General features: G+C 70.0%; 25 protein-coding genes. 16 read left to right on the top strand and 9 right to left on the bottom strand.

The features are described from left to right. Positions 1 to 3 precede the first annotated feature (3 nt). From MFF58_RS08160 to MFF58_RS08175, 4 genes are all read left to right on the top strand, one after another. On the top strand, positions 4 to 1,224 hold the full coding sequence (locus tag MFF58_RS08160; protein ID WP_238286598.1) for an O-antigen ligase family protein: 1,221 nt from the start codon (positions 4 to 6) through the stop codon (positions 1,222 to 1,224). Further along, positions 1,221 to 2,603 (top strand): glutathione-disulfide reductase, encoded by a 1,383-nt coding sequence (gor, locus tag MFF58_RS08165; RefSeq protein ID WP_238286533.1) that lies wholly within the window; start codon positions 1,221 to 1,223, stop codon positions 2,601 to 2,603. The genes MFF58_RS08160 and gor overlap by 4 nt, the downstream gene beginning before the upstream one ends. Positions 2,604 to 2,657: 54 nt before the next feature. Next, positions 2,658 to 2,975, top strand: coding sequence for an RNA polymerase sigma factor region1.1 domain-containing protein (locus tag MFF58_RS08170; protein WP_238286534.1), 318 nt, complete (start codon positions 2,658 to 2,660; stop codon positions 2,973 to 2,975). Between the two features lie 115 nt (positions 2,976 to 3,090). After that, on the top strand, positions 3,091 to 4,473 hold the full coding sequence (locus tag MFF58_RS08175) for a class II 3-deoxy-7-phosphoheptulonate synthase (protein WP_238286535.1): 1,383 nt from the start codon (positions 3,091 to 3,093) through the stop codon (positions 4,471 to 4,473). 223 nt (positions 4,474 to 4,696) lie between these two features. Here the strand turns inward: MFF58_RS08175 and MFF58_RS08180 are convergent, their stop codons facing one another. Next, positions 4,697 to 7,579, bottom strand: a complete 2,883-nt coding sequence (locus tag MFF58_RS08180; protein ID WP_238286537.1) for an EAL domain-containing protein — start codon at positions 7,577 to 7,579, stop codon at positions 4,697 to 4,699. A gap of 144 nt (positions 7,580 to 7,723) precedes the next feature. On the opposite strand from MFF58_RS08180, the gene MFF58_RS08185 reads away from it, so the two are divergent. After that, positions 7,724 to 8,170, top strand: coding sequence for a plastocyanin/azurin family copper-binding protein (locus tag MFF58_RS08185; protein ID WP_238286539.1), 447 nt, complete (start codon positions 7,724 to 7,726; stop codon positions 8,168 to 8,170). Positions 8,171 to 8,176: 6 nt separating this feature from the next. On the opposite strand, the gene MFF58_RS08190 is transcribed toward MFF58_RS08185, so the two are convergent. Both MFF58_RS08190 and MFF58_RS08195 read right to left on the bottom strand, forming a co-directional pair. Further along, on the bottom strand, positions 8,177 to 9,451 hold the full coding sequence (locus MFF58_RS08190) for an efflux RND transporter periplasmic adaptor subunit (RefSeq protein WP_238286540.1): 1,275 nt from the start codon (positions 9,449 to 9,451) through the stop codon (positions 8,177 to 8,179). A 109-nt stretch (positions 9,452 to 9,560) separates the two neighbouring features. Further along, on the bottom strand, positions 9,561 to 10,265 hold the full coding sequence (locus MFF58_RS08195) for a sulfate transporter family protein (protein WP_238286541.1): 705 nt from the start codon (positions 10,263 to 10,265) through the stop codon (positions 9,561 to 9,563). Between the two features lie 109 nt (positions 10,266 to 10,374). Between MFF58_RS08195 and MFF58_RS08200 the strand changes: the two genes are divergently transcribed. Together MFF58_RS08200 and MFF58_RS08205 are read left to right on the top strand one after the other, a co-directional pair. Next, positions 10,375 to 11,751: a flavin monoamine oxidase family protein gene (locus MFF58_RS08200; protein ID WP_238286542.1), complete on the top strand. Its 1,377-nt coding sequence runs from the start codon at positions 10,375 to 10,377 to the stop codon at positions 11,749 to 11,751. A gap of 87 nt (positions 11,752 to 11,838) precedes the next feature. Further along, positions 11,839 to 12,465 carry a Crp/Fnr family transcriptional regulator gene (locus MFF58_RS08205; protein ID WP_238286543.1) on the top strand — a complete coding sequence of 209 codons (627 nt, stop codon included), beginning with the start codon at positions 11,839 to 11,841 and terminating at the stop codon, positions 12,463 to 12,465. Positions 12,466 to 12,666: 201 nt separating this feature from the next. Here the strand turns inward: MFF58_RS08205 and MFF58_RS08210 are convergent, their stop codons facing one another. Then, positions 12,667 to 13,665: a 2-hydroxyacid dehydrogenase gene (locus MFF58_RS08210; RefSeq protein WP_238286544.1), complete on the bottom strand. Its 999-nt coding sequence runs from the start codon at positions 13,663 to 13,665 to the stop codon at positions 12,667 to 12,669. A 254-nt stretch (positions 13,666 to 13,919) separates the two neighbouring features. Between MFF58_RS08210 and MFF58_RS08215 the strand changes: the two genes are divergently transcribed. After that, positions 13,920 to 14,480, top strand: a complete 561-nt coding sequence (locus tag MFF58_RS08215) for an SH3 domain-containing protein (protein WP_238286545.1) — start codon at positions 13,920 to 13,922, stop codon at positions 14,478 to 14,480. Between the two features lie 350 nt (positions 14,481 to 14,830). On the opposite strand, the gene irr is transcribed toward MFF58_RS08215, so the two are convergent. After that, positions 14,831 to 15,340 carry a Fur family transcriptional regulator Irr gene (gene irr / locus MFF58_RS08220; RefSeq protein ID WP_238286546.1) on the bottom strand — a complete coding sequence of 170 codons (510 nt, stop codon included), beginning with the start codon at positions 15,338 to 15,340 and terminating at the stop codon, positions 14,831 to 14,833. A 218-nt stretch (positions 15,341 to 15,558) separates the two neighbouring features. On the opposite strand from irr, the gene fabA reads away from it, so the two are divergent. From fabA to fabI, 4 genes are all read left to right on the top strand, one after another. Then, positions 15,559 to 16,095: a 3-hydroxyacyl-[acyl-carrier-protein] dehydratase FabA gene (gene fabA / locus MFF58_RS08225; RefSeq protein ID WP_238286547.1), complete on the top strand. Its 537-nt coding sequence runs from the start codon at positions 15,559 to 15,561 to the stop codon at positions 16,093 to 16,095. 139 nt (positions 16,096 to 16,234) lie between these two features. After that, positions 16,235 to 17,461 carry a beta-ketoacyl-ACP synthase I gene (gene fabB / locus MFF58_RS08230; protein WP_238286548.1) on the top strand — a complete coding sequence of 409 codons (1,227 nt, stop codon included), beginning with the start codon at positions 16,235 to 16,237 and terminating at the stop codon, positions 17,459 to 17,461. 60 nt (positions 17,462 to 17,521) lie between these two features. After that, complete coding sequence (locus MFF58_RS32240) at positions 17,522 to 17,644, top strand: hypothetical protein (RefSeq protein WP_279603118.1); 123 nt, start codon at positions 17,522 to 17,524, stop codon at positions 17,642 to 17,644. Between the two features lie 198 nt (positions 17,645 to 17,842). Continuing rightward, entirely contained in the window at positions 17,843 to 18,673 is an 831-nt protein-coding gene (gene fabI / locus MFF58_RS08235; protein ID WP_238286549.1) for an enoyl-ACP reductase FabI, read from the top strand. Between the two features lie 7 nt (positions 18,674 to 18,680). On the opposite strand, the gene MFF58_RS08240 is transcribed toward fabI, so the two are convergent. Further along, entirely contained in the window at positions 18,681 to 18,950 is a 270-nt protein-coding gene (locus MFF58_RS08240; protein ID WP_238286550.1) for a hypothetical protein, read from the bottom strand. 124 nt (positions 18,951 to 19,074) lie between these two features. Here MFF58_RS08240 and MFF58_RS08245 point away from each other — a divergent pair, with 124 nt between their 5' ends. After that, positions 19,075 to 19,314: a hypothetical protein gene (locus tag MFF58_RS08245; protein ID WP_238286551.1), complete on the top strand. Its 240-nt coding sequence runs from the start codon at positions 19,075 to 19,077 to the stop codon at positions 19,312 to 19,314. Positions 19,315 to 19,365: 51 nt separating this feature from the next. Further along, on the top strand, positions 19,366 to 20,865 hold the full coding sequence (locus tag MFF58_RS08250; RefSeq protein ID WP_238286552.1) for a DUF6880 family protein: 1,500 nt from the start codon (positions 19,366 to 19,368) through the stop codon (positions 20,863 to 20,865). Between the two features lie 114 nt (positions 20,866 to 20,979). On the opposite strand, the gene MFF58_RS08255 is transcribed toward MFF58_RS08250, so the two are convergent. Both MFF58_RS08255 and MFF58_RS08260 read right to left on the bottom strand, forming a co-directional pair. Next, positions 20,980 to 21,342 carry a DUF427 domain-containing protein gene (locus MFF58_RS08255; RefSeq protein ID WP_238286553.1) on the bottom strand — a complete coding sequence of 121 codons (363 nt, stop codon included), beginning with the start codon at positions 21,340 to 21,342 and terminating at the stop codon, positions 20,980 to 20,982. Further along, the gene (locus MFF58_RS08260; protein ID WP_238286554.1) at positions 21,339 to 22,229 is read right to left on the bottom strand and encodes a methyltransferase domain-containing protein; all 891 of its coding nucleotides are present in this window, start codon (positions 22,227 to 22,229) and stop codon (positions 21,339 to 21,341) included. Before MFF58_RS08260 ends, MFF58_RS08255 begins: the two co-directional genes overlap by 4 nt. A gap of 167 nt (positions 22,230 to 22,396) precedes the next feature. Between MFF58_RS08260 and MFF58_RS08265 the strand changes: the two genes are divergently transcribed. Then, entirely contained in the window at positions 22,397 to 22,642 is a 246-nt protein-coding gene (locus tag MFF58_RS08265; protein ID WP_238286556.1) for a hypothetical protein, read from the top strand. 29 nt (positions 22,643 to 22,671) lie between these two features. Then, entirely contained in the window at positions 22,672 to 23,433 is a 762-nt protein-coding gene (locus MFF58_RS08270; RefSeq protein ID WP_238286558.1) for a ComF family protein, read from the top strand. A 14-nt stretch (positions 23,434 to 23,447) separates the two neighbouring features. Here MFF58_RS08270 and MFF58_RS08275 read toward each other — a convergent pair whose 3' ends face one another. After that, positions 23,448 to 24,044 (bottom strand): GNAT family N-acetyltransferase, encoded by a 597-nt coding sequence (locus MFF58_RS08275; protein WP_238286559.1) that lies wholly within the window; start codon positions 24,042 to 24,044, stop codon positions 23,448 to 23,450. Between the last annotated feature and the right edge of the window lie 251 nt (positions 24,045 to 24,295).

The raw sequence follows: 24,295 nt of genomic DNA on the forward strand, positions 1-24,295 counted from the left end.
CGCATGGTCGCGGCCGGCCGCCTCTACGCGGCGGGTGGCGGGCTGCTTGCCGTCATGCCGCTCGCGATGGTGCTCGCCAACCGGTCGAGCCCGGCGGTCGTCGGCCTCGCCGCGCTCGCCTTCCTGGCCGGGCGCTGCCTTGAGGACGCCGCCGCCTGCCGGGAGCATCTCCTCCGGCCCCTCGTGAGCGCGCTCGGGGGCACGGCCCTGGCGTTCCTGGCCTGGTGTCTCGTCTCGCTGAGCTGGACCCCGTTCCCGGCGAGCGCGCTCCGGGTGCTCGGCGAGTTCCTGCCGACCCTGGCCGCCGCCTACCTGCTCGCCGCCCTGGCGCCCGGCCGCATCCCGGCCTTCGCGCCGCGCCTGGCCGCAGGCGTGATCGGCCTCGCGGGCCTGCTGATCGCGGGGGATCTGGCGTCCGATCTCGCCCTGGAACGCGCGCTGGGGCGCCGCGTCGCCGCCTTCGTGCACAACAGGCCGGCGCTGACGCTCGATCTCGTGGCCGGCCCGGTGGCGCTGGTCCTGTGGCGGCGGCGCGCCCGCGGCCCCGCGACGGCGGTGATCGCCCTGGCGGCGCTCGGGGTGCTGCGCTCGATCAGCGGGGCCGCGCAGCTCGGCCTGTTGGCCGGCGCCGCGATGTTCGCCCTGGCCCGGGTGCTGCCGCCGCGGATCGGGATCGGGCTGGCCGGCCTCGGCCTCGGCCTCGCGGTGGCCCTCGCCCCGGTCGAGGGCGATCTCCTGGCCCGCATCATGCCGGAGGCCGCCCACGAGCGCCTCGTCCAGTCCTCGTCGCGGGCGCGGGTCGCCATCGCGCGGAGCTTCGGGGCGAGCGTCGCCGCCGATCCCTGGCGGGGCGCGGGCGTCGGCACCAGCGCGCGCTTCGCCGAGACACCCGTCGCCGGGACGGTCCCGCCCGAGATGCGGGTCCTGCTCGGGGTCGGGCACCCGCACAACAGCTTCCTCCAGGTCTGGGCCGAACTGGGGTTGCCCGGCGCGGTCCTCGCCAGCCTCGCGCTGATGCTGCTCCTCGCCCGGATCGCCCGGCTGCCCCAGCCGGACCGGGCCGCGGCCCTCGGTCTCGTCGCCGGCACGGCGGCGATCGCGTTCGTCGAGCACAACGGCTGGGCCGCGTGGTGGACGGCGGGGCTCGGCGCTGCCATCTCGTGGATGCGCGCCGCCTCGAAGCCCGGCGCGATCACGGGATCCGGGATGGACGATTCGGCATGAGCGCGTACGACGTCGACCTCTTCGTCATCGGCGGCGGTTCGGGGGGCGTCCGCGCGGCGCGGATCGCGTCCGGCTACGGCGCCCGGGTGATGCTCGCCGAGGAGTACCGGGTCGGCGGCACCTGCGTGATCCGCGGCTGCGTCCCGAAGAAGCTGATGGTTTACGCGGGCCGGTTCGCCGACGAGTTCGAGGACGCGGCCGGCTTCGGCTGGACGGTGGAGAAGCCCCGCTTCGACTGGGGCACCCTCAAGCGCCGCCGCGACGCCGAGGTGACCCGCCTCGAAGGCATCTACGACGCCAACCTGATCCGCGCCGGGGTCGAGATCGTGCCCGAGCGGGCAGTGATCGAGGATCCGCACATGGTGCGCCTCGTCGGATCGGGGCGGACCGTCCGGGCCGAACGGATCCTGGTGGCGGTCGGCGGGCATCCGGTGAAGGAGCCCGCGGTGCCCGGCATCGAGGGTGCGATCACCTCCAACGAGGTGTTCGAGCTGGAGAGCCTGCCGGAGCGGATCCTGGTCATCGGCGGCGGCTACATCGCGGTGGAGTTCGCGGGCGTCTTCGCCGCGCTGGGAAGCCGGACGACCCTGCTGCACCGCGGCGACCGCCTGCTGCGCGGCTTCGACGACGAGGTCCGGGATGCCCTCGCGGAAGCCTACGGCCACCGGATGGACCTGCGGCTCGGGCGGACGCTCACGCGGATCGAGCGCCACGACGGCAGCCTCCGGGCCGAGCTCGATGACGGCAGCGCGATCCCGGTCGATCAGGTGCTGGTCGCCACGGGGCGGCGTCCGAACGTCGCCGGGCTGGGCCTCGACCGGGTGGGCATCGGGACCGACGCCGCGGGGGCGATCCCGGTCGACGCCTATTCCCAGACCTGCGTCCCGTCGATCTACGCGGTGGGCGACGTGACGAACCGGGCCAACCTGACCCCGGTGGCGATCCGCGAGGGGCACGCCTTCGCCGACACGGTCTTCGGCGGCAAGCCGGCCTGCGTCGACCATCGCCTGATCCCGACCGCGGTGTTCTCCACCCCCGAGATCGGCGTGGTCGGCCACACCGAGGCGGCGGCGCGGGAGGTCTACGGGAAGATCGACGTCTACAAGGCGCGTTTCCGCCCCATGAAGGCGACCCTGTCGGGCCGCGAGGAGCGGATCTTCATGAAGGTGCTGGTCGACTGCGCCACCGACCGGGTGGTGGGCGTCCACATCTTCGGCCACGACGCCGGCGAGGTCATCCAGGCGGTGGGCATCGCCGTGACGATGGGCGCCACCAAGGCCGATTTCGACCGCACGATCGCGGTCCATCCCACCGCCGCCGAGGAACTCGTGACCATGCGGGTCCCGGAGGTCACCAAGCATCCGGTGGGCGTCGGCTGAGGACTCCGCGGCGCAGGCCCTCGACGCGGTGCTCGCCCGAGCCATATCAGGGTCATGGGCAAGCAGGGCGCAGGCAAGGGACGGGGCGGCGACGACGCGCATGCGCGTCGACAGGCGGTCATCGACGGCCTGCTGGCCGACGCCCTGCGCCCGGCCTTCCACCGGCCGCCGAGCCACGAGGCGCTGCCGCCGGACATCCGGCACGCCATCGACCAGCTCCTCGCCAAGGCAGAATCCCAGCGCAGCCGCTGCCTGACCTACGACGACCTTGAGGAGGCCCTGCCGCCCCGCGACGTCTCGGCGGAGGATCTCGAGGCCATCTTCTGGATCCTCGCCGAGCACGGGATCGAGGTCGAGGACGGCGAGGCCTGACGCGTCGGCGTGCCTGCCCCTGCACGCCCGGCACTCGCAACGCGGCGGGAACCCCTCTATAAGCCGCGCTTCGCGCACGAAGCGCGGTCGCACGAAAGGTGCGCGGAGAGAGGTCATGGGCGAGCGTTGGACACCGAAGAGCTGGAGACATCTGCCGATCGAGCAGGTGCCCGCCTATCCGGACGCCGCCGCGCTGGGTGCCGTCGAGACGCAGATCGCGAGCTTTCCACCGCTGGTGTTTGCCGGTGAGGCCCGCAAGCTGAAGGCCGCGCTCGCGCGTGTCGGAGCGGGCGAGGCCTTCCTGCTGCAGGGCGGCGACTGCGCCGAGAGCTTCGACGAGCATTCCGCCGACAACATCCGCGACTTCTTCCGCGTGTTCCTGCAGATGGCGATGGTGCTGACCTTCGCGGGCGGCTCGCCCGTGGTGAAGGTCGGGCGCATCGCCGGGCAGTTCGCGAAGCCGCGCTCCTCGCCCACCGAGACCCTCGACGGGGTCAGTCTGCCGAGCTACCGCGGCGACATCGTCAACGGCATCGGCTTCACGGACGAGTCCCGCGTGCCGGATCCGCGGCGTCAGCTGGAAGCCTACCGCCAGTCGGCCGCGACCCTGAACCTGCTGCGCGCCTTCGCGACCGGCGGCTACGCCAACCTGGAGAACGCGCATCGCTGGATGCTCGGCTTCGTGAAGGATTCGCCGCAATCCTCGCGCTACCAGGATGTCGCCGGCCGCATGACCGACGCCCTCGACTTCATGCGGGCGATCGGCATCAATCCGGAGACCCATCCGGAGGTGCGGACCACCGATTTCTACACCAGCCACGAGGCCCTGCTGCTCGGCTACGAGGAGGCGCTGACCCGCGTCGATTCGACGACGGGCGACTGGTACGCCACCTCCGGCCACATGCTGTGGATCGGCGACCGGACCCGGCAGCCGGACCACGCCCACGTGGAATACGCCCGCGGCATCAAGAACCCGATCGGCCTCAAATGCGGTCCGTCGATGAAGGCCGACGGCCTGATCCGGCTGATCGACATGCTCAATCCGGACAACGAGGCCGGACGCCTGAGCCTGATCTGCCGCTTCGGGGCCGACAAGGTGGGCGACCACCTGCCGGCGCTGATCCGGGCCGTGGAGCGCGAGGGCCGCAAGGTCGTCTGGATCTGCGATCCGATGCACGGCAACACCGTGGCGGCGGGCCGCTACAAGACCCGGCCCTTCGAGCGGGTCATGCAGGAGATCGAGGGCTTCTTCGGCGTTCACCGGGCCGAGGGCACCTTCGCGGGCGGCATCCACCTGGAGATGACCGGCAAGGACGTGACCGAGTGCACGGGCGGCGCCCGGGCGCTGACCGCTGACGACCTGCAGGACCGCTATCACACCTACTGCGACCCGCGTCTCAACGCGGAGCAGGCGCTGGAGGTGGCGTTCCGCACGGCCGAGCTGGTCAAGGCCGAGCGCAGCCACGTGGAGCGGCCGCGCCTCGACGCGGCGGAGTAGGGCGGGGGCGCGGGCGGCAGGCCCGCGCCGGCCCTGTCCCGGACGGACGACGCGACAGCAGGACCCGGACCGGGACGGACGGCACGGGGCCGCGGGCGGCTCCCGTCTCGACAGCGAGGCGGCGCGACGACCGGCGCCGGGTTCCGGGGCGACGCCGCCGCTGTCCCGCGCGCCGGGGGCGGGGAACCGCCCTGGAGCGCGGTCGCCGAGGCCCTCGATCCGCTCAGGCGATGGCCCGGCTGGCCCCGTTCCAGCGCAGGATCACCGCGGCGACCTCGGAGACCGGCACGGGGCGGCTGAAGAGGTAGCCCTGAACCTCGTCGCATCCCTCGGCACGCAGCTGCGCGAGCTGGGCCTCGGTCTCGACACCCTCGGCGGTGGTCGTCATGCCGAGGCTCGCGCCCAGGCCGATCACGGCCCGGACGATGAAATCCGTCCCGTCCTTGATGCAGAGATCCCGCACGAAGGACTGGTCGATCTTGATCTTGTCGAAGGGGAAGCTGCGCAGGTAGCTCAGCGACGAGTAACCGGTCCCGAAATCGTCCATCGCGACCCGCACGCCGAGCGCCTTGAGACTGTGCAGGATCGCCGTTGTGGCGCCGGGATTGGCCACCAGCACCGATTCGGTGATCTCCAGCTCCAGGCGCCGGCCCGGCAGTCCGGTCCAGCGCAGGGCCTCGCGCACCGCCGTGACGAGGCTCGCCGACGTGAACTGCACCGCCGAGACGTTGACGGCGACCTTGAGCCCGTCCGGCCACCGGGTGGCTTCCTCGCAGGCCTGGCGCAGGACCCACTCGCCCAGCGGCACGATCAGGCCGAGTTCCTCGGCGATCGGGATGAATTCGGCCGGCGAGATGAAGCCGCGCTGCGGGTGGTTCCAGCGCAGCAGGGCCTCGAAGCCGCAGATCCGGTCCGTGTCGAGGCTGTAGATCGGCTGGTAGTAGACCTCGAAGGCCTCGCGGGAGAGGGCGTCGCGCAGGTCGCGTTCGAGAACGCGGCGCGCCTGGAGACGGGCATCCATCTCGGGCTCGAAGAACCGGAACGAGCCCCGCGCCTCGGCCTTGCCGCGGTCGAGGGCGACCTCGACGTTCTTCAGGAGCTTCTCGCCGCCGGACCCGTCGCCCGGCGCCAGCGTGATGCCGATGGTCAGCCCGACGCTGATCTCGTGGCTGCTCAGGCTGTAGGGGGCACCCACCACCTCGATGATGCGGCGCGCCAGCACGGCGGCGTCCTCCGGGCGGTCGATGCCGCGCTGGACGATGATGAACTCGTCGGCGCCCAGGCGGGCGACGCAGTCGATCTCGCGCACGCAGGCGGTGAGCCGGTTGGCGACCGCGGCCAGCAGTTCATCGCCGACGCCGTGGCCCAGGGTCTCGTTCACGGGCCGGAAATCGTCCAGGTCGACGGCGAAGACCGCGAAGCCGTGCTCGCGCCCGGCCTGGGCCATCGCCGCCTCGATGTGCTGGCTCAGGGCTACGCGGTTCGGCAGCCCCGTCAGCATGTCGTGGTGGGCCAGGAACGCGATGCGCGCCTCGGCGCGTCGGCGCTCGGTGACATCCTCGTAGGTGGCCACGAAGCCGCCGTCCGCGGTCTGGCGACGGTCGATGGCGACGATGCGTCCGTTGGCCAGCTCCTGGAAGTGGGTGCGCCACACACCGTTCAGGTAGGACTCGCCCTGTTGCCGGATCAGCGTGTCCAGGTCGCAGCCGGGGTGATTGCCGGCCGCCAAGCTCGCCGAGAGGACCTCGACAGCGGTCATCCCCGGGACGACGACTCGCGGCGGAAGGCCGTAGATCTCGCCGTAGCGCCGGTTGACCACCATCAGGCGGTCCTGCGCGTCGTAGAGGCAGAGACCCTGCGACATGTTGTCGAGGGCGGCGTCGAGACGAAGGTTGGTCTGCCTGAGGCGATCCTCCTGCTCCTTCAGCAGGCTGATGTCGCTGCACACCGCGATGAACCCGCCCTGCTGGGTGGCGCTGCGGCTGACCCGCAGCCAGCGGCCGTCGTCGAGGCGGAGGTCGCCATCCCGTGCGAGCGCCCGGAAACAATCCGCCAGGCCCTCGGCTTCGGCGGATTCGGGTCCGCCGGCCGGCATGTCCAGGCGGGTTCCCGCTTCCATGGCGGCCTCGAGGCCGTCGAAGAAGTGCAGGGCCTGATCGTTCGCGAGGGCGATGCGCCCGGCCGCGTCGACGATCACCACCGCCTCGCGGGACGTCTGGAGGGCATCGGTGACCAGCGCCTCGGCCCGGCGACGCTGGCTGACTTCGCGCGCCATCATGGCCCGGATGTTGTCGCGCATCGCCGCCATGGATTGCAGCAGGCTGCCCAGTTCGTCGCGACCGCCCGCCGGGATGCGGTCTTCGAGGCGCCCGCTGGCGATGCGCTCGGCGGCGGCCGAAGCCGCGGCCAGCGGCCCGCTGATGCGCCGGTGGAGCAGCCACGCGATGAGCGCGCAGGTCACGATGGCGAGGGCGGCCGCGATGGCGTTGAGCCGCATCTCCCAGGCGACCAGCGTGCGCGCCGCCTGCCGGAAGGTGAAGCCGTCGCCCGCCGTGTGATTCACCAGCAGGTCGATCTGATTGTCCACCACGCTGGCCTGCTGGTCGAGGGCATCCCAGCGCTCCGGCCGGGCCGTGGCGGGATCGAACGTCCGGCGCATCTCCTCCCAGGCGGCGACCGCCGCCTGGACCGCGCCGGCCGTCCGGACCGCCCGATCGGACTGGGAGCGCTCGACCGCGATCGTCAGATCCTCGGCCAGCGTCGTCGACAGCTCCGCGATCTCCGCGTCGAGCTTGGCCGTCTCGGCCGCGCCGTGACGGCTGATCCGCCGGGCGAAGGCCATCCGCATCTTGGCGAAATCGGCCGCCGTCGCGCGGGCGTAATTGATGGACATCAGGGATTCGTCGTACGTGCGATTGATCAGCGTCCCGATGTGGGAGATCGCGATCACCGCGTAGAGCCCGAGCGCCCCCGACAGCAGGCTCATGCCCAGGAAGGCGACGAAGATCCGGCCCCGGATCGTGGTGGTCAGCCCGAAGGTCCGACGCGCCGCGCGTCCCTGCCGAGGCTGCTCGTATCCGTCCGCCGCTGTGTCGGGGTCTCGCATCGCACCGGTCGCCGCATCGCACGTCCGATCACGTGTAATTGCCACATGTTAAGAGGCGCTTATGCGTCCGTTTCCAGAATTTCCTGGGATGGCGACCGCATCGGACGATCTAAAAGCCGACTGATCGAGGAGATCCGCGATAGTTTGCGCATCGAGAAAATGGTTTCTCAAGGAAGTACCGGCAAAGCTGATCTCGTGATGCCGGGGACTAACATGTTCGCCTCGAAACTGCGGGTGTCCGACTTTGCACCCTGTCCGACAATGATCCCCGCCGCGCTGGCCCTGGTGGCGGGTGCGCTGTGCGGCTTGGTATTGACGGGAACCCTGCAGGCCGCCGGAACGGCCGTGTCCCAGAAAGGACGCATGTTCCATCCGGGCAATCTCGTCGTCGGCCGCGGCGACACGATTACCTTCGTCAACGACGACAGCGACCTGCTGCATCACGTCTTCGTCGAATCGGACAGCTTCAGCTTCGATTCCGGCGATCAGGAACCCGGCAGCCGGACGCCGGTCACCTTCACCGAGCGTGGAACCTTCCAGGTCCTCTGCGGCATCCATCCGAAGATGAAGCTCGTCGTCCGCGTGGACTGAGCCCCGTCAGCGCTGGGCCGAGCGTATCGCCGGCGCCCCGGTCGCCGGCGTCACCCGCTCGATCGCCTGACCGTCGCGGAGGTCCGGCGGCGGGCTGTAGATGATGTGGCTGTCCGCCGACAGGCCGGATTCCAGCTCCAGGGTCCGCCCGAGATCGCGCCGCACCCGCACGGTCCGCCACGTCACCCGATCGTCGCCGCCGACCTCGGCGACCTGCAGGCCCTGGGTATTGAACACCGTGGCCTCCGCGGGGACCGAGACCGACGGCGCGCCCCGCGGGATCTTCAGGGTCACGTAGGCGTAGAGCCCGGCCCGGAGGATCCGGTCCGGGTTGGGCACGTCGACCTGCGTGGTGAGGGTGCGCGATGCGGCGTTCAATGCGACCGAGCTGCGCTCCACGAAGCCGTCGAAGCTGCGACCCGGAAGCTGCGGCACGGTGATCACCGCCTCGACGCCCGGCTTGACCCCGACTGCATCGTTCTGCGGCACGTTGACGGTGATGCGCAGGATGCTGTCCTGATCGATGCTCAGAAGCGGCGTGCCGCCGTTGTCGGCCCGCACGAGATCGCCGACATCGACGTTGCGGGTCGTGACCACGCCGTCGAAGGGCGCTACGACCCGCTCGAAGGCGGTCAGCGCCCTCAGCCGCTCGACCGCGGCCTCCTGCGTCCGGATGTTGGCGGTCGCCACCTTCACGCCGGCTTCCGCGGCCGCAAGGGTCGCCGCCTGGGAGAGCACGCCGGCCTGCGCGTTGTCGGCGTTCTGCCGCGAGGCCCAGCCCTGAACGGCCAGCGTCGTGGTGCGGTTGTTGGTCAGGTTGGCGAGGTTCACGTTGGCGCGGGCCTGCTCGACCTGCGCCTGCGCCTGGAGCAATTGCGCCTTCAACTGGCCGACCTGCGCCTCGGCCTGCGCCAGTTGCTGGTCGAGGTCGGGGGCGGCGATCCGCAGCAGAAGGTCTCCGGCCTTGACCCGGGAGCCGATATCGACGCGCCGCTCCGCGATGTAGCCGGTGGCGCGGGCAGCGATCGACGCCGTTGTGAAGGCCTGCATCTCGCCGGGCAGTACCAAGTCCAGCGGCCCCGCCGCGCGCTCCGCCACGACCGTGCGGACCTGCGGGATCAGGGACTTGGTCTGCTCCAGCGTGGCGGTCGCCTCGGCGTCCCGCCGCCAGTGGCCGTAGCCGCCCCAGGCCAGCAGACCAATCCCCACGAGACCGACGAGCAGGAACGGAGCCTTGCCGGGCGGCGGGGGGATGTCCTCTCCCGCGTCGTGCGCCTTCATCCGACCGGCTCTCCGCCCGAGCGTGAAGCCGGGACTGCGGGATGGTAGCGGTGGTAACCGACGACCGCCAGAGCGGGTTTTGGCCGCATCGGTGCCGGATCAGTGCCGCCTAGGCCGGACGGGGACCGGCCAAGCGCGGGCGTCCGCTCAGGCGCTTGTGCAGATGGACCATCAGGGCGATCCCGAAGAGCGGCGTGAGCAGGTTGAGGATCGGCACCACCATCAGGCCCGCGAGGAGGCATCCGGCTGCCAGCGTCCGGCCCGAGAAGGCCCGGCGCATCTCGGCGGCCTCGGGAAGGGGGCGAAACCGCGCGGCCGCCATCTCGAAATACTCGCGGGCGAGCAGGTAAGCGTTGGCGGCAAAGAAGGCCGCGATCCCGATCACCGGGACGAAGAAGATTACCAACGCGGCGAGGTTTACCAGCAACGTCACACCGGCGAACCGGGCCGCGTACAGCATGGCGGTCCCGAACGGCATGGCGCGGCCCGGCGGATCCTCGGGAAAGTCGGTCCGCTCCACGATGGCGGCCGCGTCGTCGAGGAAGAAGCCAGCCACCAGAATCGAGATCGCCGGCATCAGGTAGGCCAGCACGACGACGAGGCCGAACCCTGCGAGATAATAGGCGAGGCTGTCGAGGATCGGGTACTGAGCGGAGATGTGGTGGCTCGCCTGGAACGCCTGGATCAGGCGGGTCAAAGCAAGCCAGATCAGCGCCAGGAGCCCCAGCGTCAGGCCGAGGGATTTCCAGAGGATCGCCCGCAGCGGCGGGGAAAAGGTCTGGCGCAAAGCCGCCGTGGCGGACTCGACGAGCATCGGGCGAAGGTTCCGGCCCGCGCCAGGCGCGGCGCGGCTGCGTTGTGAAGCGATGCGACCGGTGGCGCAAGGTCGTCGCGGTGGCTCGGATGGATGACGGGGAGGACACGTGCAGGACAGAGGGACGGACACCCCGGCGGTTCAGGCTCACGGCTTCAGGAGCGCCGATCCGCCGCATCGGCCTGCCTACGTATCGCGTCTCGCGGCGCTTCCGGATGCGCCGGAGGTCCTGGTGATCGGGGCCGGCGCGGCCGGCATCGGCGCGGCGCGGACACTGTTGGCGCGGGGCGTCAGGGTGGCAGTGCTGGAGGCGCGGGATCGCGTGGGGGGACGCGCTCACACGGTCGCCCTGCGCGGCCATGCCCTGGATCTGGGTGCGCACTGGCTCCACGCCGGACCGATCAATCCCCTGGTCGCCCTCGGGCGCGCCCGCGGCGAGCGGCTGCGCCGAGCTCCACAGGACAGCCACGTCTGGGTCGATCGCCGCCCCGGCGGGCCGGATGCGGTTCGCGCTAATGCTCGCGCCTTCGAACGCGCCGATCGGGCCATGACACGCGGCGCCGCGCAACCCGGTTCGGACCGCCCCGCCTCCAGTGCCCTGCCGCCTGGGTTGGGTCCGTGGGGCCGACGGGTTGTTCAGGTCCACGGCCTCGTGTCCGGCAGACCTCTGAGTGAGGTCTCTCTGCAAGACTTCCCCAGCCTCGAGTATAGTGAGAATTTCTTCCTTGCCGACGGCTACGGCAGCTACCTCGCCCGCCTCGCCGACGGACTACCGGTGGCGCTGTCCACCCCGGTGACGCGGATCGACTGGTCAGGCGAGCGCGTCCGGGTCACTGCGGAGAGCGGCGCGGAATACCGTGCCCGAGCGGTGATCGTCACCGTGCCCCTGATGGTGCTGCGCGATGGCCCGACCTTCTCACCGCCGCTTCCGAACGCGGTTCAGGCCGCGATCAGCGGCTTCTCCACGGGCATCTACGAGCACGCCGTGCTCCACTGGCCGTCGAGCCCGTTCCGGGGCCGCGACCGGCTGGCGGCGATCCATGGCGGGCGGCGAGCCCCGGCGGGCCTGCTCACCCGTATCGACGGCACGCCGTTCCACTACTACGAACTCGACCTCCACGAGGCCGCGGCGATCGATGCCGCCGGCTCGGGGCCCGACGGCGTGCGCCGCCACGTCCGCGCAGTCCTCGGCGCTTTCTTCGGCCGGGCGCGGTTACGTGACCTGACCATCCCGGCGGTGAGCGCGTGGCGCCACGATCGTTGGTCGCTGGGATCCTGGGCGGTCGTACCGCCCGGCCACGCGCCCGCCCGCCAGTTCCTGCGGGAGCCGCTCGCGGGCACCGTCTGGTTCGCGGGGGAGGCGCTCTCGCGGGAGCAGTGGGGGACGGTGGGCGGCGCCTACGAGGAGGGAACGCGGGCTGCGGGGTCGGTCGCCGAGGCCGTCGCCGGCACTCTCCCGGAGCGTGCCCGCGCGAGCACAGGTTGAGGCACGCGCACCGCGCAGGCATTGGGCCAGCTTGCCGGGCTCGGACAAGACGGGCATCCCCCGGGCCAAGAGCTTGAGGGGGCCGCAATGGATTGGATCGAAGGCATCGGATACCTCGGCACCGCGCTGACGATCTCGGCCACCGCGATGAGCACGATGATCCCACTGCGGATCATCTCGCTCTGCGCAAGCTGCGCGGTGATCACGTACGGCATCCTCATCGGGAGCATGCCGGTGGTGCTCACCGAAGTCATCCAGATGCCGTTCAACGCCTACCGGCTCTGGCAGATGCTGCGTCTCGTCCGGGACGTGGAGACCGCGGCCGACGGAGACCTGTCCCTCGAATGGCTGCGCCCCTTCGGCTCGCGCCGGCCGTTCGGCGTCGGCGAGGTGGTCTTCAGCAAAGGTGATACTGCCGACGAGATGTACTACATCGAGAGCGGCGTATTCCGGATCACAGAAGTCGGGATCGAAGTCCGTAAAGGGGCCATCGTCGGCGAGCTCGGCCTCCTGTCCCCCGGAAATGCGCGCACCGCTTCGCTGGTCTGTATCGAGGCCGGACACGCGTTGTGCGTGTCGTATTCGGACGTCAAGCAGCTCTACTACCAGAACCCGGAATTCGGATTCTATTTCCTCAAGCTGACCAGTGAGCGCCTCTTCCAAGGCGTGCAGGGCATGGCGAAACCGCAGGTTGTGGCGGGGGACGCCCTGTGAGACGTCGGCCGGAATCGCTTACCGCCCGTTTGACCCGGCCATTCCCACCGACGCCCTGATCCCGAGCTATGGCGAAGCCGCCCCGGAGGTCTGCTTCCCACAGGCCTAGGATTCGACGCGGGACTACCGGCAGGAATCGGGATTAAGCGGTCGCCCGCTCAGGACAACCGCCGATGGGAGTTCTCCACGTCGAACGGCGCTTCAGAGCATGCTCGGCAGGATCCGGTCCGGCGGCCGGTGGCCGTCCATGAAGGTCTTGATGTTGATGATGACCTTCTCGCCCATGTCGGTGCGGCTCTCGTAGGTCGCCGAGCCCATGTGGGGCAGGAGAACCACCTTTCCCTGACGGGCGAGCTTCACCAGCCGCGGGCTGACCGCGGGCTCCTGCTCGAACACGTCGAGGCCGGCCGCCGAGATCTCCCCGCCCTCGATCAAGCGCGCGAGGGCATTCTCGTCGATGACCTCGCCGCGGGCGGTGTTCACGACGACGGCCTCGGGCTTGAGGAGCTTCAAGCGCCGCGCCGAGAGCAGGTGATAGGTGGCCGGCGTGTGGGGGCAGTTCACCGACACGATATCGACCCGCGCCAGCATCTGGTCGAGGGATTCCCAGTAGGTCGCGTCGAGCGCGCTCTCGATGGCGGCGGGCACCCGGCGGCGGTTGTGGTAATGCACCTGCAGTCCAAAGGCGCGAGCGCGCTTGGCCAGCGCCTGACCGATTCGCCCCATACCGACGATACCGAGCCGCTTGCCGGTGATCCGCCGGCCGAGCATCCAAGTCGGCGACCAGCCGGTGGTCCACTCGTCGTCCGGGATGATGCGCGCGCCCTCGGTGACCCGGCGGGCCACCGCCAGGATCAGAGCCATCGTCATGTCGGCGGTGTCCTCGGTCAGCACGCCGGGCGTGTTGGTGACCGTGATGCCCCGCTCCAGCGCCGCCGCCACGTCGATGTGATCGACGCCGTTGCCGAAATTGGCGATCAGCCGCAGGTTTGGACCGGCCTGCGCGATCAGCCCGGCATCGATCTCGTCGGTTACCGTGGGGACGAGCACGTCGGCTTCGCGCAGGGCTACCGCCATGGCGTCCGCGCCCATGGGAGCATCATCGGAATTGAGCCGGACGTCGAACAGCTCGCGCATCCGCGTCTCGACGGCATCCGGAAGGCGCCGCGTCACGACCACCAGCGGCTTGCGCTTCGACACGTCTCTCTCCCCCGTCGCCCCACGGCCCTGGTTGCAGCGCGTGTCCGGTGACTTCCGTCCGGACCGCTTCCCGCAAGCGTCCGTTAACCGAACTCGGCCAGACAGGATCGGGTACGAGGCGCCGGTTTCGGAGCCTGTTCCGACCCACTGGCCTCTCTACCAGAGGTGGGCCGGAACACAATCGGAAGCCGGCCCGGCCCGCTTCTGAATGGCCCGGCACTCGAACCCGTCACGTCCGAAAATGGGAGAGGACCATGCGCGTGTCACGCCTCCGCTTCGCCATCGGGGCGCTGGTGGCCGGCGGCCTCGCGACCGGAGCCGTGGCGGCCCCCGCGGGACCGGAAACGGGCGTCGGTCCGGTGACCAAGCTGCCGCTACCGCGCTATGCCAGCCTGAAGACCGATCGCGTCAATCTCCGGGAGGGTCCATCGAAGGATCACCGGACCCTCTGGGTCTTCCAGCGCGCCGGCCTGCCGGTGGAAATCGTCGGCGAGTTCGAGACCTGGCGCCGAATCCGCGATTCGGAAGGGACGGAGGGTTGGGTGCTGCATTCACTTCTCTCGGGGCGCCGCACGGCCCTCGTGAATGCGGGCCCCGACAAGGGCGTCGAGAAATCCGCCGTATCGCTTCGGGCCAAGGCCGATGACGGGGCGCCGGACGAAGCGCGACTGCAGACGGGCGTGATCGGCAACGTCAAGAGCTGCACCGGAACGTGGTGCCGCCTGATCGTGGCATTACCGAACAAGCGGGATGTGGATGGTTACATCCGGCAGAACCGGCTCTGGGGCGTCTACCCGAACGAGGTCGTGGAGTAGCTGTTCGTGCAGTGCCTCCCTGTGATGGACGTATCACCGAGGGTTCGGCGAGCCCCGACCACCCATTCGGCAACACCTTCCGGGGTGCGCGTGAAGTGGCACGATCAGGCTGGGGAGCAAGGCCGCTGGTTTTTCCGAGGCCCTGACGCCAGTCGCTCCATCGTCGCGGGCCGCACAGCGGAGCCTAGGATTGGAAACCGCTGAACCTCACAGGATCAGCACCAACGGCGTTTTCGATTCCCCGGCCCGACTGTGGCGCAGTCCTCGTTCTAGAACGCGAAAGGCCCGGACTATGCCGGGCCTCATGCCGATCTTGAACATTTCGCGTCGTGGGGACGACGGCTTCAGCCCTAGCGGCGACCCGCCGGTCGGCTGCGGCGCAGGCGGACGATCACCTCGACACCCGCGATCTCCATACCTTCGGGCGCCTCGGGCAGCGAATCGACCGTAATGCCGCAATCGGGCATGTCGATCACCTGACTCTCATCCTCGAGATAAAAGTGGTGGTGCTCGCTCGGGTTGGTGTCGAAGTATGCCTTCGAGCCATCTAGGGCGAGCTGGCGAAGCAGACCCGCCTCGGTGAACTGGTGCAACGTGTTGTAGACCGTCGCCAGGGAGACCGGCACCTTCGCGCGCATGGCCTCGTCGTAGAGCATCTCGGCCGTCAGATGCCGGTCGCCCCGACCGAACAGCAGCCAGCCGAGGGACAGACGCTGCCGCGTCGGCCGCAGGCCAGCCCGGCGCAGGCGATCGCGCAGGTCGGAGAGCGGGCAGCCGCGGCGCGGGGTCCCGTTGGCCTCCAGCTGAGGGAGGGGGACCCGCCCGTTGAAGACGGCCTGGAATGGCACCGGTTCGGACATTGCTGGACTGAACGCTCGACAAAGGGGCCGGGGGAACGGACTTACCTCTAGTATATGAGACGGGCCCGGCTGTCGCAACCCGACGCCCGCACGGCCGCGATGGGTGGCAATGGCTTTGAAGGCGCTGCGCCCCGTGCTAACCCGCGCGCCTCCGCAAGGGCGAGCGACGCCGCCCGAGAACGCGCCCTGCGCGCATCACCGAGGAAACAGCCACCGCAATGCCGCCAGACGCCGAGACACCCGCGCAGGGCACGAGCCGCAGGTCGCATTACACCTACGAAGACCTTCTGGCCTGCGGGCGCGGCGAACTGTTCGGGCCCGGCAACGCGCAGCTGCCACTGCCGCCCATGCTGATGTTCGACCGGATCACGTCGATCGCCGCCGACGGAGGCGCCCACGGCAAAGGGCACGTGACGGCTGAGCTCGACATCAGGCCGGATCTCTGGTTCTTCCCCTGCCACTTCCAGGGCGACCCGGTGATGCCGGGCTGTCTCGGCCTCGACGCCCTGTGGCAGATGCTCGGTTTCCACCTCGGATGGCTCGGCTCGCCGGGACGCGGCCGTGCTCTCGGGGTGGGCGAAGTGAAGCTCGCCGGCCAAGTGCTGCCGTCGATCAAGAAGGTCGTGTACAACGTCGATGTGAAGCGCGTCCGCCAGGGCAAGCTCGTCCTCGGCATCGGCGACGGCTGGCTGGAGGCCGACGGCGAGCGCGTCTACCAAGTCCAGGACATGCGGGTAGGCCTGTTCCAGAGCTGAGCCGGATTCGCGCGACTGATGTTCGAGGCTGGTCTGCAACGCCGGACGTTTTCGGCTGTTGAGATTGTGTCCGCGTCACCTTACCTGACCGGAACGCGGCGCGGGCGACCGAAGCCGCGACGGAGGTAATGTCACCATCATGCGCCGTGTCGTCATCACCGGGATGGGCATCGTCTCGTCCATCGGCAACAACACGCAGGAGGTGCTCGCCTCCCTTCGCGAGGCCCGCTCGGGCATCGCGCGCGATGCCAGCTACGCGGAGCACGGCTTCCGAAGCCAGGTCTCCGGCGCGCCCTCCCTCGATCCGGAGGGCGTCGTCGATCGGCGCGCCATGCGCTTCCACGGCGGCGGCACCGCCTGGAACCACGTCGCCATGGATCAGGCGATCCAGGATTCCGGCCTGGAGCAGGGCGACATCTCGAACGAGCGCACCGGCATCATCATGGGCTCGGGCGGCCCCTCGACCCGGGTGATCGTCGAATCGGCTGCCATCGCCCGCGACAAGGGACCGAAGCGCGTCGGCCCGTTTGCCGTGCCGAAGGCGATGTCGTCGACCGCCTCGGCGACCCTGGCGACATGGTTCAAGATCCGCGGCGTGAACTACTCGATCTCGTCCGCCTGCGCGACGTCGAATCACTGCATCGGCAACGCTGCCGAGATCATCCAGGGCGGCCGTCAGGACATCATCTTCGCGGGCGGATGCGAGGATCTCGACTGGACGCTGTCGGTGCTGTTCGACGCCATGGGCGCGATGTCGTCCAAGTACAACGATACGCCGTCGCGCGCCTCCCGCGCCTACGACGCCAATCGCGACGGCTTCGTCATCGCGGGCGGGGCGGGCGTGCTCGTGCTCGAAGAGTTGGAGCACGCCAAGGCGCGCGGCGCGCGGATTTACGGCGAGGTCGCGGGCTACGGTGCCACCTCGGACGGGCACGACATGGTCGCGCCCTCCGGCGAGGGTGCCGTGCGCTGCATGCGTCAGGCGCTCGACGGGCTGAAGGGGGCCAAGATCGACTACATCAACCCGCACGCCACCTCGACGCCTGTCGGCGATGACAAGGAGATCGAGGCGATCCGCGAGGTGTTCGGCCGGGGCGAGGCCTGTCCGCCAATCTCGGCAACGAAGTCGCTGACCGGCCACTCGCTCGGTGCCACTGGTGTTCAGGAGGCAATCTACAGCCTCCTGATGATGAACAACGGCTTCATCTGCGAAAGTGCGCATATCGACGAGCTGGATCCCGCCTTCGCCGACATGCCGATCCTCCGGAAACGTCGCGATGATGCGAAGCTCGGTCACGTCCTGACCAATTCCTTTGGTTTCGGCGGCACCAATGCCACGCTGGTTCTGAAACACGTGGACGCCTGACCTGACCTCATCTGGAACCGCCGCCCACGGGCGGCGTTTACCCGACGTTGAGATCTGGTGATGGCGATGGGTACATTCATACTCGGCACGCTGAGCGGCCTGATGATCGCCGGTTGTGCTGCCATCTATGCCAAGCAGGTGCTGATTGAGGAGGCCCGTTCTCGCACGGACGGCTATTTCTGACCTCGGACCACGCACCGGGAACGCCCCGCCGATCGGCGGGGCTTTTTTTTGCCCCGCGAAGACCGCAGGTCCGTTTGGCGCGTGCGTCGAGCCGCGTTAAGAGCACCTCGCTAAACTCCCGATCATCGGGACTTCGGTCGCTCGCACGGCGGCTCGCCCTCGCTCCGAGGTCGCGGGCTCGTTCAGGATAGGGTCGGCATGACAGGTTTGATGGCGGGCCGGCGCGGCCTGATCATGGGGGTCGCCAACGATCACTCGATCGCCTGGGGCATCGCAAAGGCGCTTCACGCCGAGGGTGCCCGCCTCGCATTCACCTATCAGGGCGAGGCGCTGGGCCGGCGGGTGGCGCCGCTCGCCGCCAAGCTCGGCTCCGACATCGTCCTGCCCTGCGACGTGGAGGATCTTGCCTCCGTCGACGCAACCTTCGAAGCGCTCGACGCGCGCTTTGACGGCGGACTCGACTTCGTCGTTCATGCCATCGGCTTTTCCGACAAGGCGCAACTCAAGGGCCGCTACGTCGACGTGACGACGCGCGAGAACTTCGTGCGCACGATGACGATCTCATGCTTCTCGTTCACGGAGATCGCGCAGCGCGCGGCCAAGCGCATGAGGCCGGGCGGCTCGCTGCTGACACTCACCTACGGCGGCGCAACCCGGGTAATGCCCAATTACAACGTGATGGGCGTTGCCAAGGCGGCACTGGAGGCGTCGGTCCGCTATCTCGCCGGCGATCTGGGTCCGGACGGTATCCGGGTCAATGCCCTCTCGGCCGGTCCGATGCGGACGCTGGCCGGGGCGGGGATCGCGGATGCGCGGCTGATGTTCAACCACCAGCGGGCGCACGCGCCGCTGCGGCGCACGGTCAGCTTGGAGGAAGTGGGCGGCTCAGCCCTCTACCTGCTGTCGCCGCTCTCGGGGGGCGTCACCGGCGAGGTGCATTTCGTGGATGCCGGCTACAACATTATCTCGATGCCGCGTCCGGACGTGCTTCAGGCACAGGACGAGGCCGGCGTCGTCGGCGATCCCTGAGCCGGCCTCACTCCTCCGGGATGCGGCCCGGAGGGCGGGGAGCGCCCTGTCCGGCGCCGCGCTCGCGGCGGTCGAACCGCCCCTGCCGCTCGGCGCGCACATCCTCGGCGGTGGGTGCCGCCGACGGATAGTTCGACGCGAAGGGATTGGGCGGCGCGCCGCGACCCGATCCACCGAAGAGCTTGTCCAGGAATCCATCCTCGGCGCGGGCCGGAATCGAGGACAGGAGGAGCGCCAGGGCGAGTATCGGTCGAAGCTGCATCGTGGTCGCCTGCATGCCGGGATCTGCCGCCGCTAGCCGAACTTTCCGGCGGATCGGAGGCCGGGGACGGCGTTCCCTGGAACCGCGGCGCATCCGGCGGGTTCGCGCTCAACAACGATGGGCGTGTACAGGAGGCGTGATGTCCGAGGTTACCTATCGCATCGTCGAGCACGACGGCGGCTTCGCCTACAAGGTCGGTGACGTCTTCTCCGAGACCTTTCCGAGCCGCGAGGACGCGCTCCAGGCGGCCCAAGCGGCGGCGGCGGAGCAGCAGGTGCCGGGCTCGACGGAGGGCATCCGCTACCAGGATCAGGCCGGCGGCTGGCACGACGAGACCGCGCAGGGGAACGACCGACCCCGCGCGAAGGTCGTGGATTAGCCGCGCCGCTCTGACGATCGTGCCGCATCAGGCTCATCGATGGGGGCTACCGTGGCGCGCGCGCGGCGCGTGACGGTGGCGGGCCCGAAGGCGCCCGTCCTCCCAAAAGGCGCGCGGCGCACGACGCCGTCGCCCGAGACCCTCGCGGCCCTCGGACCGGACCGGCTTATCGCGCTGATCCTCGGTGAGACGGCTCGCAATCCCGGCTTCAAGAAACTGGTGAGCGCCGCTCTGGCCGCGCTTCAGGGCCCGGATGCCGTGGCGGCGATCATCGACCGGCGGCTGACAGCTCTGGAAGGGGCTCAGGGATACATCAACTGGCAGAAGCGCCGGGCTTTCGTGGCCGATCTCAACACGATCGTGACGGTGATCCTCAGTGAGATGCGCCCCCTCGATCCGGGCGCGGCCCTCGACCGTCTGCGGCGGTTCCTCAACGGCGCCGACGACGTGCTGAGCCGGGTCGATGACGGGAACGGCACGGTGCAGGCGATCTTCGAGAGAGCCTCGGACGCCTTCGTGGAGATTGCAGGCTCGCTGCCATCCTCGGAGGCGGGACGGGTCGCGGCCGGCCTCGTCGCAGCCTTCGCGGCCGACCCGTTCGGTCCGATCGGACCGATCCTCGGCGCGATGATCCCGTCTCTGCAGGAAGACGCGCTCGGCGACATCGACGGCCGGCTGGCCGAGGCCGACGCAGCGACACTGAAGGGCGGAGATCCCCGTAAGCCCGCCACCCAGCACCGGGAGGCTGGCCGGATCCAGATCCTGCGGCTCCGGCAGGCGATCGCGGACCGGCGCGGCGACCCGGACATCTTCATCGCGCTGGAGCGCGCGATGCTGCCGGGGCGCGAGAACCGCGTCGAGATCGCCCGGCGGCTCCTCGGCGCCGGCCGGCCCGGGGAGGCGCTGGAGTGGATCCGGCGCATGCAGGATCCGGGATTGCGGGTCGCCACACGGGCCGACCTGATCGCAGGCTTCGATCTGCGCGGCCCAGAGCGCGAGCGGCAGGCCCTGGAGATCGAGATCCTCGACGCCCTCGGTCGAACCAGCGAGGCGCAGACGCTGCGCTGGTCACGGTTCGAGCGCGAACTCGACGCGCCGATGCTGCGCAACCACCTCACGAGGCTTCCGGACTTCGAGGACGAAGAGGCGCTCCAGCGTGGACTCGACCATGCCGAGGCCTTCCCGCAGCCGCATCGCGCGCTGGCCTTCCTGGTAAATTGGCCGGCGCTGAACCGCGCGGCGCGGCTGGTCATCGCCCGACCGGCGATCTGGCAGGGCGACCAATACGCCGTGCTGGGCCCGGCGGCCGACGCCCTCGCCCTGAACCACCCGCTCGCCGCGACAATTCTCTATCGCCGCCTGCTGGACGGCATCCTCGAAGGCGCTCGCAGCGCCGCCTACCCCCATGGGGCGCGCTACCTCGCGGAGCTTGAGGGACTGGCCGGACGGCTGGATGCGAGCGCGATCAGCCCAGCGCCGGATGCGTATCGCGCCAAGCTGCGGCGCGAGCACGGCCGCAAGCACGCGTTCTGGAGCCTCGTGCGGGATTGAACGGTGTGAATACCGGCCGCCCAGCCGGAAGCCGGCAATCTCCATTTGCGACCCGGGCTGGCCGCCCGGCGCACAGCGTGGCCGTGACCCGAGCCCTGCCTCGTCGAACGGCCCTCAATCCGTGACCTCGATCGCGTCGACGCGCTCCGGATAGAACGCCACGTGCCCCCGGATGGCCTTGACGGCCGGATAAGGGGCCTCGTAGCTCCACACGGCATCGTGGCGCAGGGTCCCGTCGACCGCGAGGTCGAAGTAGCATGCGTCGCCCTTGTAGGGGCAGTGACTCGTCCGCGTCGACGCGACGAAGCTGGCGGCGCGGATGTCCGCACGCGGAACGTAGAACACGGCTGGGTACTGGGCCTCCTCCAGGCGCAGGGCGTTGCGCGTGTCCGCAACGGCCACGCCGGCCGCGAGCACGCGGACGCGACGCGGTTCGGGCACGATCGTGATGGGATGATCCGCTCCGGGCTCTTTCATGGTGCTCCTCCGGTCTGAAGCTTCAACTCGACGGTCCCGAGGGCGTCGGCGAGCCGGGACCGCGCGCTTCCGGGGCGGAGCGGCTTCTGCTGGCTCTCGTGCGGCACCCAACCCGAGAGCCACAGGAGCTCGAAGGTTGCACGCACCCGCCCGTCCGGATCCGCGAAGCGCGCGGCATAGATCTCCGCGGTCCGCAGGAGCGTCGCCCGACGCAGCGGCGTGCGGCGGCGGTCGGTGAGTACGTTGGTCATGCCCATGGCGCGCAGGTCGCGCATGAGCGCGAACGGATCGGCATAGCGCACCGTGAGCGTGTCGGTGTCGGCCACCGGCAGCGCGAAACCCGCCCGCTGGAGAAGGGCACCGGCTTCGCGCACGTTCGCGAAGGGGGCGACCCGCGGGCTGATCCCGCCCTCGACCTCGCTCTCGGCTTGGCCGAAACTCTGGCGCAGTTCCGTGAGCGTCGCGCCGCCCAGCAGGCATCCGACGAACAGGCCGTCGGGCCGAAGCGCGCGGCGGAGCTGGATCAGGGTGCCCGGAAGGTCGTTGACCGCATGCAAGGACAGCAGCGACACAGCGAGATCGAGGCTTCCAGCGGCCAGGGGGAGCAGCTCCGGATCGCCGACGATCAGGCCCCCCCCGGGCCCCGCCAACGGTGCGAGGCGGAAGCGCAGTGCCTCGGGATAGCGGCCCGCGAGGATCGGCTCGGCTGCCGCCGTCGGCGTGGCAAGGTCGAGCACCGCGCTGAAGCCGCGCAGCACGGCTCCGAGCCGGTCATCCAGATCCTCCGCGAGCCTGTCGAGCAGGAAACCGGCGTAACCGCCGCGATCCGCTCGGGCGAGGCGGCGGCGGGCGAGGGCGGTGTCGAACAGGGCGGCGGGTGCATCCATCGCGGGGAGATGGCATCCGACACGGCCCACCGCCAGCGTCGCTGTGCCGGGAGGGGTGGCGCGTGCACGGAGTCGTGATGTGGTCTAGGACCGTGGAACGACTCGGCAGCGTCGCTGTTCCTGCTGCAACTGGCCGCACGGCCGAGATTGAGCTTGGAGCACCCACCATGAAGCGCATGTTCCTCGGGGCCACGATCGCCCTCGCCGCCCTTACCGCCGCCGGCGCCGCCGAGGCGAAGGGCTGCATCAAGGGCGCGATCGTCGGCGGCATCGCGGGGCACTATGCCGGGCATCACGGATTGATGGGCGCCGCGGCGGGCTGCGCCATCGGCCGTCACCGCGCCAATTCCCGGTCTCGGCAGATGGACCAGCAGCAGATGGGTTCCCAAGCCCAGCCGGTCTCGGCCCGCTAACGCCCGGCCGAACACAGGTCCGCTTCCCGGTGACGACCCTCGACGTCGTCGCCTCGGCCCTGCGCGGCGTGCCGCGCGGGGTTCTGTCGCTGATCTACCCGCCGACCTGCGTGGGATGCGGCGCGGCGACGGCCGATCCCGGTGCCCTCTGTCCGGCCTGCTGGTCGGGGATGCGCCTGATCGAGGAGCCCGTCTGCCAGCGCTACGGAACGCCTTTCGCCGTCGATCTCGGCGTCGGACCGTTGCTCTCGCCCCGAGCCATTGCCGATCCGCCGGCCTTCGGGCGCGGCCGAGCGGTGGCGCTCTACGACGGCGTCGCCCGCCAGCTCGTCCACCGGCTGAAATACGAGGATCGCCTCGATCTCGCCGGCGTCATGGCACGGATGATGGCCGCGAGCGGCCGAACCCTGATCGCGGAGGCGCACTGCCTCGTCCCGGTTCCGCTCCATCGCGGGCGCCTGTGGCGCCGCCGGTTCAACCAAGCGGCGATTCTGGCCCGGCGCATCGCCCGGGAGGCCGGGCGTCCCTGCATGCCGGCCGCGCTGGTGCGGGTGCGGGCGACGCGCTCGCAGGTCGGCCTCAGCCGCGCGGCCCGAGCCGAGAACCTCAGCGGCGCATTCCGGGTGCCCGAACCCGAGGCACATCGGATCCGCGGGCGGCGGATCCTTCTCGTCGATGACGTAACCACGACCGGCGCCACCGGCAATGCAGCGACCCGGGCCCTGTTGCGCGCCGGAGCCACCTCCGTCGATTTCCTGACCTTCGCGCTGGTGGGCGACGCCGCGGGGTGAGACGCGCTTGCCAGTCAGACAGCGGCGATCTCCCGGTTCGGGAAGCTGACCGCCACGGTGAAGTCGAAGGCCTCCGCGATGCCCTCGTACCAGAGCGAGAACGGGGTGGGCCGCGCGAGGTGCAGGGCGCCGTCGATCTCGCTGCCGACATGCTGCAGGGCAGCCCCGTGCTTGGCGGCGAGCCGCAGCATCGGACCGTTTCCGGACAGGCAGCGCACGTGCAGGTCGATCACGCCGCGGTGCCGTGCCGAGCGCGCGATGCGCGCGAACAGGCTTGCGCCGATGCCGCGCCGGCGGACAGCCAGCTCGACCGCGAAGGCGGCTTCCGCGCATGGGCCGAGGGCGTAGCGAGATGGACTGGCTCCCATGGGCCGGAGCTCGCCGAGCCCGCGCAGCGCGCCGTCGACGAAGGCACCGTACAGGACGCCCTCGGCCGTGACCGCCTGCGCGGCATAGGCCCGCACGCCGGCCTCGCTGACGTTGCCCATGAAGCGGCTCGCCCGGGTTTCGGGGTCCAGTCGCATGAAATAGTCGAGGACTGCGTTGCGGTCGGCAGGCCAGAGGCGCCGGATGTTGTGGGCCAGCACGTCGTTTCGCGCGTGAGCGGCCATGATGGGTCTCCGGTCTGGTGCGCACGTGCGCGCAGAGTGATCCGGACGTTCCTCCCAAGAGACGCCGCCGATTTCGCAGCTCCCCGTTCATTGTGCAATGCAGCAGGACTACGAAGGGTCCATGAACGTGGCAGCCATGCACGGAGCCGATGGGACGCTTCCCGTCCGCTGTTCGAGCCCGGACTTGATTCACGTTCAGCTTGCGCGTCACAGGGAAGGTCCGGGTCGATGAATGCTGACGCGGGCGGTGC

Origin of the sequence: Methylobacterium longum (assembly GCF_022179385.1) — a bacterium.
GTDB lineage: Bacteria > Pseudomonadota > Alphaproteobacteria > Rhizobiales > Beijerinckiaceae > Methylobacterium > Methylobacterium longum.